10 protein-coding genes are annotated in these 13,468 nt (G+C 55.2%); 4 read left to right on the forward strand and 6 right to left on the reverse strand.

Going from position 1 to position 13,468, the window contains the following annotated elements; translation table 11 throughout:
- Positions 1–24 precede the first annotated feature (24 nt).
- The 4 genes from N434_RS23635 to N434_RS23650 all read right to left on the reverse strand — a co-directional run bounded on the left by N434_RS23635 (position 25) and on the right by N434_RS23650 (position 9,552).
- On the reverse strand, positions 25–7,467 hold the full coding sequence (locus tag N434_RS23635; RefSeq protein WP_110760537.1) for a type I polyketide synthase: 7,443 nt from the start codon (positions 7,465–7,467) through the stop codon (positions 25–27).
- Between the two features lie 222 nt (positions 7,468–7,689).
- Entirely contained in the window at positions 7,690–8,238 is a 549-nt protein-coding gene (locus tag N434_RS23640) for a hypothetical protein (protein WP_146227704.1), read from the reverse strand.
- Positions 8,239–8,279: 41 nt separating this feature from the next.
- Complete coding sequence (locus N434_RS23645; RefSeq protein ID WP_110760539.1) at positions 8,280–8,705, reverse strand: hypothetical protein; 426 nt, start codon at positions 8,703–8,705, stop codon at positions 8,280–8,282.
- Positions 8,695–9,552 carry a leucine-rich repeat domain-containing protein gene (locus tag N434_RS23650; protein ID WP_110760540.1) on the reverse strand — a complete coding sequence of 286 codons (858 nt, stop codon included), beginning with the start codon at positions 9,550–9,552 and terminating at the stop codon, positions 8,695–8,697. The genes N434_RS23645 and N434_RS23650 overlap by 11 nt, the downstream gene beginning before the upstream one ends.
- A 175-nt stretch (positions 9,553–9,727) precedes the next feature.
- Here N434_RS23650 and N434_RS26205 point away from each other — a divergent pair, with 175 nt between their 5' ends.
- Positions 9,728–10,060: a T6SS immunity protein Tdi1 domain-containing protein gene (locus tag N434_RS26205; RefSeq protein ID WP_353618496.1), complete on the forward strand. Its 333-nt coding sequence runs from the start codon at positions 9,728–9,730 to the stop codon at positions 10,058–10,060.
- Between the two features lie 3 nt (positions 10,061–10,063).
- Entirely contained in the window at positions 10,064–10,438 is a 375-nt protein-coding gene (locus tag N434_RS23660; RefSeq protein WP_146227706.1) for a hypothetical protein, read from the forward strand.
- Between the two features lie 57 nt (positions 10,439–10,495).
- Here N434_RS23660 and N434_RS23665 read toward each other — a convergent pair whose 3' ends face one another.
- Both N434_RS23665 and N434_RS23670 read right to left on the reverse strand, forming a co-directional pair.
- A complete protein-coding gene (locus tag N434_RS23665; RefSeq protein WP_110760552.1) occupies positions 10,496–10,882 on the reverse strand; it encodes a transposase in 387 nt (128 codons plus the stop codon).
- A gap of 65 nt (positions 10,883–10,947) precedes the next feature.
- Complete coding sequence (locus N434_RS23670) at positions 10,948–12,237, reverse strand: ATP-binding protein (protein ID WP_286172389.1); 1,290 nt, start codon at positions 12,235–12,237, stop codon at positions 10,948–10,950.
- Between the two features lie 303 nt (positions 12,238–12,540).
- On the opposite strand from N434_RS23670, the gene N434_RS26245 reads away from it, so the two are divergent.
- Together N434_RS26245 and N434_RS23680 are read left to right on the forward strand one after the other, a co-directional pair.
- Entirely contained in the window at positions 12,541–12,747 is a 207-nt protein-coding gene (locus N434_RS26245; RefSeq protein ID WP_110760543.1) for a polymorphic toxin type 15 domain-containing protein, read from the forward strand.
- 2 nt (positions 12,748–12,749) lie between these two features.
- The coding region (locus tag N434_RS23680) for a GAD-like domain-containing protein (protein WP_110760544.1) at positions 12,750–13,468 on the forward strand (719 nt) is incomplete at its 3' end.

The following is a 13,468-nucleotide window of genomic DNA, read 5'->3' on the forward strand; positions in this document are numbered from 1 at the left end:
CACGACCTGCACCGTTTCGTGTGCTCACTGGACGGCCTCCGGAATCTTCTGAACACCATGCCTGTTTGCCAGCCCTTCCAGCAAATCATCAACGGCATCGTCGTTCGTATCCTGGGGTTGGCGACTCAGCAACTTTTCGCGAAGCTTCCCAACAATCGCACCAACCGTCGTGTTGTCGGAAATGCTGCTCAACGGGAGATCAATCCCGGTTTTCTGCTGAAAACTCGTACCCAGCTCCATGGCCATCAAACTATCCAGACCAATATCCCTGAGGACCTTGTCCGGGGTAATGTTGTTTTCAGCCATTTTAAGGATCGAGGCCAGTTCCGCCGCGATCAGCGAGTGCAGAATTACCTCCGCATCCTCAGCGGATTTATCGGCAACCATCGAATAGAGATCTATCTGCTCGCCAACGGCAACCTGCTCGTGCATCTGACTATTCGAAATTGCCGAAAACAAGGGTTGTTTCACGGTCTTCAAGGTTCCAGCCGCTGCCCAGTCGATGTCGGCAATCATCACCGTCGCACCGTCGACATCCGCCGGCATGGCAAGGAGATATTCCTCGACAAAACGCAAGGCGTCGCGCGCTTTCAGCGCCGTCTTGCCGATCCGCTTGGACAACAGCTCGTTCACCTGCGTATTGCGGGCCAGGAACCCCGTATCCGCTATCGCGCCGAAACCAACGGCCAGGGCGGGCTTGCCCCGCAGGCGACGGGCCCGTGCAAGGCCTTCCAGATACCCGTTTGCGGCGACATAGTTGGATTGCCCCGGATTCCCGACCATCGTGGTTGCGGACGAAAACAGCAGGAAGAGATCAAGATCGTCTCCCTCGGTCAGCTTATCCAGAAGCACGGCACCTTCGACCTTGGTGTGCACCACAGGCCTGTTACGTTCGCGGCTGAGATTTGAAATCAACGCATCATCCAGCACCATAGCAGCATGTACGACTCCCTTCAGAGGGGCCGCTTTTCGCAGATCCGCCAGCAAAGCACGAAGTTGCGTCTCATTGGTAACATCGCAGGCATGGACTGACGCCTCGATCCCCATCTTCTGCCAGCGTGCAATGGCATCGCGCGTATCGTCATCCAGAGTGCCGCTGCGCGTTGCGAGAGCCAGATGCGAAGCACCCTTCTCCGCCAGCCAATTGGCCGCCTCAAGTCCAAAACCGCCAATGCCGCCGATGACGAGATAGGTACCGGGCAAAACACGGAAATCGGGCCGACGCCCCTGCAACACGGCTTCTCTTCCGCGTGCCGGCGGCGTAACGAGAATCTTGCCGATATGACCGGCGCTTTGCATCAGCCTGAAAGCCGTGGAAATCTCGTCATGGGAAAAGGCTCGGTAAGGTAGCGGCTTCAGCGCGTTTTGGGCAAAAAGAGCCGAAATTTCCTCAAATATCTTCGAGGTGATATGCGGTGCCTCCACCAGCAGCTGATCCGCGTCGATGCCGAAATAGGAGATATTCTTGCGGAACGGTCGCAAGCCGATCTTGCGATCAGCATAATAGTCGCGTTTTCCAAGCTCCAGGAAGCGTCCGAACGGTTTCACCAGTTCCAGACTGCGTTCCATGGCCTCCTGGAAGAGAGAATTGATGACGACATCCACGCCCAGACCGTTTGTCACGCGCAGGACATCATTGAAAAACTCGAGGGAGCGAGAATCGAAGACAAAGTCGACGCCGAGGCTCGCCAGCAAACTCCGTTTTTCCACGGTGCCGGCCGTGGCGATAACTGTCGCACCCCTGAGTTTCGCGATCTGCAAGGCAGCAAGTCCGACGCCGCCCGCAGCACCATGGATGAGAACCGTCTCGCCGGCACGCAAACCCGCAAGCTGCACAAGCGCATAATAGGCCGTCAGGAATGTAACAGGCAGCGTCGCGGCCTCGACGAGTCCGATGGTGTCTGGAATACGCGTCACCCCCTTTTCAGGGACGACGACATGGGTGGAAAACGCATTCGGCCCGATGCCCATCACCCTGTCGCCCGGGCCGACATGATGCACATCGCTCCCAACCGACAGAACTGTTCCGGAAAACTCCATGCCGATCGTGGCGCCTGCAAAGCCGTCCTCGAGCGCCTCTTCCGGCAGCATCCCCATGGCCCACATGACATCGCGGAAGTTCAGGCCTGTTGCCGAAACTTCCACAACGACATCACCGGAACCCGCGACCGGCAGACTGTTCTCCTGCCACTCGATGGTCTCGATGCGGCCGACCGTGCGCTGTACGATCGAAGCAGCCTGGAATGTCTCTGTATGCTGCTTTGACCGTTTAAAGGGACCGGAAACGACCCTTAGCGGCTGCCATGATCCATCGACAGCATCATGAAGCAGTTCGTTTTCACCCTGCGCCTGCAATGTCAGAAATTCGCGCCAGAGCTTCTCGGTCAGCGCGCCGCCGGCAACATCGATCGTAACGACGTCGATCTCGTCATATTCGTTTTGGAGAACCCGTGCGAAAGTCCAGACCGCGTGGGCAACCGGATCGACGCAGGTTCCATTCGTCGGCGCGCCGCCCGGAGCGACGATAATCAGCCGCGGCGGATATTTCCAGGCTCCCGCGGAGCAATGCCGCAGGGTTTCAGCCATGTCGCCCAGAAGACAGATATAGTCTTGAAGGCTCGACGAATGGGTCGCCGGCGCAGAATGATCCGGCAGAACCAGTATGATATCGAGGTCACCGGAGCCCAGTTCGGCCAGGGCATCCTGCAAGATCCCGGGGGTCAAATCCGGACCGCACTCAAGTTCGACGTGCTTGCCTGCCTGCAGATCAGGAAACGGCGTGTCTTTCGGCTTGATCGTCAAAAGGTTTTCACGCGCCTGCAAAGGCCGGGATTCATTGATGCCGATTTCACCGCGAGCCGTCAGGATGGCCAGCGATCCATCCTCGAAATCCGCCCGCACAACGGCGCCATCGGCAAAACCGAGTTCGCCGATCCGGCCCAGCATCTCCTCATTGGAAAGCATTTTTCCAACCGGCAACTCCGACAGAACGCTCTGCCTGAACCACCCTTCTTTCAGCCCGAAGACGAAATCCGCAAGCGAAGCGTATTGATGCTCGACAAAACAAAGCTCGGCGCCCGCCTTTGCGATTGAAGTCAGTGCCGAATTCAACGCTTCGCTGTCTTGCAGACGTCCGAGGAGAAAACCGTTGGCGCTGACGACAAAATCGACACATCGGCTCAAACCATCGGCGTCACAATCCACGACATCGACCCGCGGATTTTTCGCAAAACCCGTCGCCAGATTGCTCTTCAGATTCTCGTCGTCTTCAACGATCACGAGCTTGGCGTCATAACGTTCGGCAAGGGCGGCCAGCCGCGTGCTGACAGCGACCGAAGTCGCACCTACTTCAGCGACCACCAGCCCCTGGCGATCCGGAGCAGCCTTCTCCAGGAAGGCTTCGACCAGATGGCATGCTTCATCAATGCGTTTGCGCGCAATCGCCGTTCCGTTCCGGAAATGATCGACAGTCGCCTCAGGAACGTCATAGCCCGCCAATTTCGCGCGGTCTCCATCTGCCAGCAACATATCCAGACTGTTCATGGCAAAATGATAGGCGTCATTGACGAGGATGGCCGCCGGACTGATTTCGGGAGATTCCGCAATCAATTCGCGAATGATGTCGGCAAAAGCCGGCAGCCCCGGATCGGAAGCAAGCACCCAGCGTTCTTCTTCAAATGTCGCCAGCCCGCAATCCTCGAGAATGAAGAAACAGTTAGCGAGATAAGACCTGAACGACCGATGCTCATCCAGAACAGATGCATCAACACTGCCGAACGCCTTCTGGACCTTTTGCGCTATGTCATAAGACGCACGATAGACCGCGGCATCCAGCACAAGGACCGAGACGGCGGTTTCGGCCACTTCGTACTGGGGAACGAGGCCAGGCAAAAGCGCATCCTGAGCCGAATTGCGCGAGCTGATTATCCGCTCATAATGGAAAGAGACAGTTTCGAGATTGTGATGCACTTTGAGGAATGTGCGCCTGAACCGGCAGTCATCCAGACTTGCAACGAGTTCGCCGTTTTCGTCCATCAGTTCCACGCGAATTTTCAACGAAAACGGCGAGGCCCGCAATATCTCAATCTGCGCCGAACGTATGTCAGCCATATCCGTTCGCGATCGGATTGCGCCAAATCTGACCGGAATATAGGGCGCACCGGACAAGTCGCCCGTCAGATCGGCGAACAGGGCGACAAGACCATGAAACGCCGCATCAATGGAAATCGGGTTGAGGTTGTAGGACAGATAGGGATGGGCAGGTTTGCCCGCTTCGAAAAGTTGCACATGAAGCTTGCGATCAGGCAAGACACTAACATTTTCCAGAAGTCTGAAGTCAACGCCGTAATCCAGCCCGAACTCCCGCGCAGTCCTGTAGGCGGCTCCGCCGTCAATTGTCCGGGCTTTTGATATATCGGCACCCGATTGAGCAATCCGACGCGCAAACTCCGCGACCGGCCTGCGAATACGGCCTACGGCATGAACGCTCCAGTCGTCTTCGCTCAGATATTCGCGGGACCGAATTTCAATTTGGCCTGTTTCAGGCGAAATCACGGTGGAAAGTTCCGCCAATCTGTTTTCGTGCAGCTCCAGCGGTCGAATAATTTCCAGATTTCTTAATTCCACATCCGACGTCGCGAAAAATTGCCGTGCCGCCTGCACGGCGATTTCTATGAAAGCGCTGCCCGGCAGAATGGACTTCCCGTCAACAACGTGCTGCGCGAGGTCGGGAAACAGGTTCGCATCAATGTGGTTCTTCCACGATGCGGCATTGGGGTCCGTGCGCCATCCCAGCAACGTGTAAGCCGCGTCGGCATCGCCGCGACCGAACAGGTTCAGGTTATCGGAGGTGGGCTGCACTTGCAGGCACTGCGGCTCAAAAGGCAGGGGTGGCAATGCGACATCGGCATGACGATGGCAAACATCATCCGTCCATACCGAAGCGCCGCAGGATACGGCCTGCGCCACGATGTGAGGCAGAGGATTGGTGCTCAGCGCCGGTCGCGTCAATGTCGGCAGGATGGAAACCGACACGCCCGCCTGACGGGTATTCTCCGCCAGATAGGAGGAAAGGATCGGGCGAGGACCGATTTCTATGAAGAGATTGCATCCCTGTTCAAGCGCTTCCGCCGTTGCGTCCGCAAAACGAACGGCATCCCGGACATTTCTCCACCAGTAAACAGCATCGAGCTTATCACCGCTTTCGATCGTCCCGGTAACGCTGGAGATGAACTTTATGTCGCCGGACCGGGGCTGGTAAGCCGGAATCTCGGCAAGAAAGGCATCCCGCTCACGATCAATGATCGGATGATGAAATGGATAATCGATATCCAGGATGTGGACGGGAATGTGCTCCTTGCGGCCAATATCCTTGAATGCTTTTATTTCAGCGACAGGGCCGGAAATAGTGACCGAGGAGGACGTGTTGATCGCGCCGACCTCAATTCCCGACAGGCCATTCCTGCGTGCAACCTCTAGCGCCCTGTCCGCAGACAGAGCGACAGCAGCCATTTTCCCTTCGCCGGCAAGCGCGTGCTGATGGCGCGATCGAACGGCAACAACCGCAACTGCGTGTTCAAGAGAAAGCGCCCCTGCGCAATAGGCGGCCGCGATTTCACCAACCGAATGTCCGAACACCATCCAGGGCTTGATGTTTCGGCTGATCAAACGATCTGACAGGGTGGCCTGGATGGCAAACAGGAGGGCCTGGGCAATCCTCGTGTCCGGTAGCGAAGCGGCAAGATCCTGCGACACGAACAAGGACACCAGATCGACGTCAAACCACGGCTTGAAGGCCGCGCAAATCTCGTTGAAGCGATCGAAGAAATCGCGGTCGTATCGGTAGGCGTCCTGTGCCATGCCGATCCATTGCGAACCATTTCCGGAAAAGGCGAAGGCAATCCGGGTTTCTCCGGCAGGAGCTTCCCCAACGCGGCCCAAGCCGGTCGAGGATCCCGCCAAAAACTCCTCGGCACCTTTGCGAACGACATCGGGGTCTTCACTATCGACTGCGAAACGATGTTTATGGCGCGTTCTGTTCAGAGCCGATACGACGACAAGTTCGTGGCGATCCGGACGGTCGCCTTTCAACTCCTGAACATAATTTTCAAGCAGCCCCTCAAGGGCTGACCGCGTTTGTGCACTCACCATAAAAGGCCCGGAAGGCAAGGTGCCTGCATCAGAAACCGCTGCTTTTTCGGGGTCAGCAAGTACGATATGCGCGTTGGTTCCACCGAACCCAAAGGAATTCACGCCGGCAAGGCGCCGCTTTTGTCCACGCGACAATGAGTGACCAGATCGATTGATCTCGACGTTCAATCCTTCGAAGTCAATTTCGGAATTCAACTCGAGGGCGTGGAGCGAGGCAGGAAGAAAATCATGCTGAAGCGCGAGAGCGGCTTTTATCAGACCAAACATTCCTGAAGCGGGTTCCGAATGACCAACATTCGATTTTACCGATCCCACCAGCAGTCTCTGATTTCGTTTTTGCCCCAGTTCCGTTCCGATTGCCCACAATTCGGCCGGGTCTCCGACTTTCGTCCCCGTACCGTGACCTTCGATAAAAGCGAGGTCATTTGGATCGAGATCATGACGCCGATAAACGTCACGCAGAAGCGATGCCTGCATCTCGCGCGATGGCAATGAAATGCCGTTTGTCCTCCCCGCAGAGTTCAATCCCGTCGCGAGGATAGTCGCATAACTACGGTCCCGGCTGGATCTCGTCCTTTCCGTTGTTCGCAGGACGACGACCCCTCCCCCCTCCGATCGGACATAACCCTGACCGCCCTCACCATAGGCCCGGCACAACCCTTCGGGAGACAGCATGCGCGCTTGTGAAAAGCCAACAAAGGAAAAGGGGTGCGCGAGAACATTCACGCCGCCGACAATCGCGGTGTCAATCTCACCGCTCCGGAGCGCACGGACGGCTTGGTCCAGTGCGACAAGGGAGGACGAACATGCCGTATCGATCGTCAGACTAGGCCCGTTCAATCCGAATACATGCGAGATGCGGTTGGCAATAATCGACAGGGTATTGCCAGTCATAAAATACGGGCTGCCGGAAGCGGGGTCCTCGACAAACGTATTTCCGGAATCCAGGCTCGATGCGCCGATATAGACGCCAACGCGCTCCTGCTGCAGCATGGGAATGGTGAGGGAAGCATCCTCTAGGGCGCGCCACGCAAGCTGCAAGATCACGCGCTGCTGCGGATCCATATATGTGGCTTCGCGGGCAGTCAGATTGAAAACTGCGGGATCGAAATCATAGACATCCTCGATCACGCCGGCAGCGAACGTATATGCCTTTCCTGGTGTACCGGCGACGGGATGCCAGAAACGGGCATGACTCCACCTGTCTTCGGGAACGCTGGTTACAACACAACGCTCATCCTTCAACAATTGGAATAACTCGTCTACGTTCCGAGCTGACGGGGTGCGGACGGATCGCCCGATAATCTCAACTGACATGCCTTACTCACAATCCTAGATAGCCTGAATGCAACAAAGCTCCCTGTTGATCAACCCAATATCAGCAAATTCACTGGTAATGAGGTATCCAACGTATAACCGTCATGGCAAGGCCGTATGGCACCGGAAGATTATCGCGGCCTCACCCCGTTGATCTATACCCACGTCAATCCCTACGGCCGGTTCGATCTGGATCTGGACAGATTTCGGCAAAATCGCCGCCTAGGTGTCAGGTTTAAGTCGACAGTAGAGGATCAAAAATTTCGAGCCTCCGGAAATCGCAGCAATCCGAGCCAGGCTTTGATGACCGCCACCTCCATCATTGGTCAATCCAGCCATCTGGGCGAAGGCGTTGTTACTTGCCTGCTCGTTCTCGAGAACCTCCTGATAGCCGTTGATTGCGAGGAAGGCACGTCCAGCAGATTTTGCCTCAACGAAGCTATCTGTCTTGTAGTGATAGAGCTGACACGAGAACTCATCGCGCGTTTCCGGAAAATAGACGGCTGCAATCGCTTTTCCCTCATCGGGTGCGGAATCAGCGATCCAAACCGTAAGCGTGTCATCAACGAGTGCGGTGAAGTTGAAGCCCGCGACCGGCAAATTGAAAGCTTTTTGGGAGACGCCAGGCGCACCGGCTGTTTCAGTGGACAGCAACCCATCGGCAGAGAAAGCGATGGCAATTGCATCATCGGCCAGTGCCGGCAATGCGGCTGATGCGCCAACAAGGCCGATCATCAATCGCGCTCCGGTAACGGCAATGGAGCGCAGCATGTGAAAGGCTCTCTCTATCATGAACATGCACCCCAGTTCGCTCAGGTCCGGCGCCGTCGATAACGACCGCAATAGGTCATGGTCGCAGTCGTGCGAAACGAGAAATCAAAGCCTCCGAGCGCTCGTTCATCGATCACGATCAGGGTGTTCGAACGCGCCAGAGCCAAGTCCTTGCATCTGCCGACGTCATCAGCATCGAGCAGTGAGGCAAGATAGCCCCAGTTCACTTCGGAACCAGTTGGCCCGGTGCCCCATATCGTCTCCACGAAATCTCCATCGAGATAAGTAAAGCCCTGTTCGGCTCTCATCGGCCATGATGGATTGCGAGCCTCCCAGGCCGCGTACTCCTCGTCTGATGCATCCTCGCCCGGCTCCGGCTCCCATTGCTTCTGCGAGAAAGCCAAAGCATCCGCTTCACTCGGGAAGGCCGCGAGAAAAATATGCAGGTGACCACCTTCAGCTTCCATTGGAACGGGCCCATGCGAGTGCTTCGATCGTCTGCTGCGGGTTCTTCAACCTGGCGATGCGCTTCAGCTCTTTGTCCTTAAACGGATTGCCGGAAATATGGAGGCCGAACGGGCCACTTCCTGCTTTTTCTTCGAGCTTGGTGAGTTTACCGAGTTCCTTTGGCAGCGTTTCCAGCTTGCAGTTCCGAAGTTGGAGACTGAGCAGTTTGGTGAACCGCCCTATATGCGGGGAGAGCGCCTTGATCGAGTTCCCCTCGAAATCGAGTTGATTGAGTTCGGCCAGGCCAAAAATTTCATCCGGGATATTGTGCCGGAGCGAATGTCCAAGCAACAAGCTTCTGAGGTTCGGGAAATTGGCAAGATAGCCTTCAGGGATTTCCAGCCATTCGGTGCGCTCCAGGCCCAGCGTCCTGATGCTGGTTGACGGTCGGTCAAGATACGGCAGTCTGGTGAGCGCGCTGCGGCCGAGATAGAGGCCCTTGAGACCTTCCATTAACAGGAGCGATGCTGGCACCTCGCGCAGAGGATTTCCGAAAAGCGACAACTCTTCAAGCCGAAGCACCTCCGCGAACTGCTCGGGAATGGTCTCGATCCGGTTATCCATCAGGAATAGAAACCTGATGCCCTCCGATTGGTAGAGCTCGTCGGGCACCTTGCGCAGCTTCAGACTGTTGAGATCGAGCGTATCGTGAGAATGCCGGCTGAGCAGGTAGTCGAGATCGCCCTCGTCCGGCCAGTCATCCAGCGTCGCAGGGTCGGGCCGCCCTGCCGCGCGCCAGGCGATGCGGTCAAGTGCGAGTTGATAACCCTGAGCAGGCGTCAGATCATCGGGGAGTTCGGTTCCCATGGCGCAATCCGCTTCATCGCATTTTACCCCGCGTCAAGGTTGGTCGTGGCATGGGTTATCGACAAAGCATCTGAACTTGCCTGCCGTAGTGGGTAATGGAAGTCTGAGGAAGTGATTTTGCCTCTCGTTTCAGTATAATAATCATGAGGTCAAAATCTTGCCAGTTCCAGTTAAATTGCCTTTTTACGGATTTGTTCCGATCCTGGCTTTGGGCGGCGACCGATCTGTGGATCACCTGAAGATCGTTAGCGCTCCTGAACACTTGCTCATACTCGCCCAAGTCGGCCCGGTGTCGCTGCTGGATAGGTCGACGCCTTATGGCCATAAGGCACGAGACATAGGTACGGCTCCTAAAACATGTTACGTCACGCATGTTTGTCGCGGGGGATGGGGAGTTTTGCGAAGGCTCATTCAAATTTGGAAAATGACGACACGTATGCCCCACACCGACTATGAACCCCTGCTGGTACACCCGCTGCTTTCGATTCCATCAAGCCGCAAGGGGTAGACATTGAGTTTTGACGAGATGCTCCATGCCTATCGGCTGGAGGGCCGCACACTTGTTGCCCTTTTTGAGAAGGGCACTGCCATGACACTCCGTTTCGATCTCTACCACTGCGACGACCCGGAGCGCTGCGAGGAGGGGATGGAGTACCTCCTCGACGTGGCGGTCCACTGCAAGCAGCTTCGAATAGCTGATGGTGCAGCTGAGCGCCTTCACGAGCCTTTCTCGGCTGACATTCTCCGGGCGGAACTCGCCGACGGTGTGCTTCGTCTGGTCGCCGACTGCTCTTTTTACGCCACCAAGGATCGCGACGTTATTACGATCGAGCTTACCGGCAATACAGTCAGGTTGAAAGAATACCCTTCATCCTCTCAGAACTGATGGGGTTGCGGAAGTCGACCGGCTGGCACGACACATAGACCACCACACCCGAAGCGATCATGCCTTGCGTACCGCCTGCAGAACCTTCACCAGGTGATCAGGATCAAAATTGCCGCCGACGCGAACCACCATATCTGCAATGACAATATCCACCGAGCCGCTGCTTGCCGTTTCAACGCGCGCGAACTTGATCTGCTTGCCCGCTCCCTCTGTCAGGGGTGCAACAACGCCCGATGCCAGTGCCTTGCGACGCCACCCATAAAGCTGCGAGGGATCCAAGCCTTCAGACCGGGCAACCGCCGAGACATTGGCCCCAGGCTGTAACGTCGCGGCGATGATCCGCGCCTTTTCGTCATCCGACCAGTCCCGAGGCTTGCGTCGTCTTCGCACGGGCTCCGCAGTCAAAATCTCAAAGGTTCGAGGCTGTTTCACACTATTACTCATGGGACTCTCCGCATGACCCATGTAGAAAATCGCCGATCAGCAGTCCGAAAGATACGTGGGATGGCCTAGCCGTCTTTGAAGGACCAAAATATCGACAGAGGGAGCGCGAATATGTTTTCGCCGAAACTGAGCACGCGCTCCCCCATATAGATGACGATGCCGACGAAGGGACGGTTCATGCCCGGGCCTTCGTCTCGAAACCATCGCAGATGTTGAAAGTCCTTTGCTTCAACCGTGGTCGATGTCTTCATCTCGAAGCCGATTATCGTTCTGTCCGACTCAGCAAGGATGTCTATCTCGCGCCCTCTTTGCCTCCAATGATAAAGTCGCCATTGACGTATCTGATGGGGGAGGGATTTCCACATTTCATTGAAAACGAAATTTTCGAACAGGCCGCCAAGCGCCGTGGGATTCGCGCCAATATTGAAGCTCTGGGCGTTCATACTCCTTAAAGCCGCGACAATCCCAGTATCCACAAGATGGATTTTTGGATGGCGTATGTCGCGCTTGGACTCTCCAGAGGTCCACGCAGGCAATCGTCGCAATAGAGAGAGCTTGGTTAGAATATCGAGGTAGGTCTCTGTGGTATTCCTTTGCAAGCTGATGTTTGAACATAGTTCGTCTATATTCAGCTCGTTTCCGACACGCGTAGCTAGTTGATCGATCATTCGCCTCATGGCATCTGATTTTCTTATTTTTAAGATGTACGCAACGTCGCGTTCCACGACACTGTCAACGTAGTCTGTGTATCGATTTTGCCTCCAGCGTTCTTCCAGAGTTCGTATCTCGGGGAAACCGCCTGCGACTATCAAGTCGATGTATTGTGCCCGGGACAGCGTTTCTGATTTAGGCAGGTCTAGCAAATCGGGCCGGTCGTTCGTCGATGCCCAGTCGAGAATTTTCGCTGGCCCCATGCGCTTTGTTTCGGCAACACTCATTGGAAGCATCGTCATTGTATGAACCCGACCTGCCAACGAGTCCGCCACGTGCGCGGAAATGAAAACGTTTGATGAGCCTGTCAGGACGAATTGACCCATTGCTCGGTTTTCGTCCACGATTCTCTTCAACGCCAAAGCTAATTTCGTTGATCGTTGGGCTTCGTCGATAATGAGGGGGCCTGCTTTCGTCTCAGCCAAGAGGGCATCCAGCTGCCCTTTTGGATCAGCCTCAATAGCTGCAAGCACACCCTCGTCATCCAAGGTGATGAATTTTCCAATGCTCAATAGATCGCGTACCAGTGTCGTCTTCCCGACCTGGCGCGGTCCGATAATGTTAACCACGCGTGCTGATTTAAGTGCAGCCCTAAGTTCGGGCTGCAGGTGGCGCGGGATAAGGCTCTCGTCCATGATGGTCATTTTATTTTCTCAGCAGCCGATATGGCAAAAATTGTAATAGCATATCGGTAAAAGTGTCAATAAGAGTCCGGCAGAAGTTTCAATAGAATACCGGTGGAACCGTCAATAAAATTCTGGTGGAACTGTCAATACGCGAGAAATTGACGGAACCCAAATTAGTGAGTCATAGCAGGTGTCGTTGCTTCTCCACGGCCGTTTTCTCAGTCCAGACTTGGCGCTCGGTCCGCTCCGCTGCCCCTTGCCAATAACCGCACAGGTTCTCAGACGTCGTACGATGAGTGACCGTATCAGGACGATGATCCAGTGCGAGGATCGCTTCGTGCAATTGAGGTCGCCGATGCTTCAGAAAGCCAATGGATCAATCCAAATCGAAACGGACATACTCGCGCCAGCCGACTAGCAGAGCATGCTAAGAGACAAGCGGCGAACAACTGCCCCAGTGTGCAAGTTGATTTTCGACTTTGCCCCAGCAACCCCAGTCGTCCCGGTGAGCCATTAACAGGAACATAAAAATGGTAGAAAAGCCGAACTATAACGTGTTTGAAACTAAATGGATTGACGAGCTCCTGAATGCATACGAGATCGACCACATAGTTAAGCCTGACGCGCAATTAATAGAGCGCTATAAGGATCGTTTGCCTGAGATTTTGGTGAAATTCTGGATCGAAAAAGGTTGGTGCAGTTGGTCAAAAGGCCAGTATTGGATATGTGACCCCTCTATATTCCAGCCCGTCATCGACTATGTGTTTCTCGGTGATCCCGAGCTTGATCCAACGCGCATGATTGCCTTCGGATACAATGCGTTCGGTAACGTCGATATTTGGTACGGCGATGCGACGATACGGTTAAATCTGCCGAATGGTATGGTCCGGGTGGAGCCCCGCGGATATGACGAAGATCAAAAGCGCCAATGGACCGACGAAGTGATGATTGGTCTTAAATTGTCATTCAACGTCTCTCCATATGTGGCTCCATGGGAAGACGAAAAATACCAAAACATGATGCCGTTGGCTCTTGAAAAGATTGGGCAACTTGAACCCGGTGAGATTTATGGTTTCGCCCCCGCACTTAATATCGGCGGCAGGAATAACGTCGAACATCTGCAAAAGGTGAAAGTAGTGGAACATTTACTTTTGCTGGCCTCACTCGATTCACCCATGCTTTATGATTATTCACCGCCAAGCGATGGGGACGGCAGCCTGGGCGCTGTCACTCCACGCAGGAAAATCGG

Source organism: Rhizobium sp. UGM030330-04, from assembly GCF_003208455.1.
Lineage (GTDB): Bacteria > Pseudomonadota > Alphaproteobacteria > Rhizobiales > Rhizobiaceae > Agrobacterium > Agrobacterium rhizogenes_A.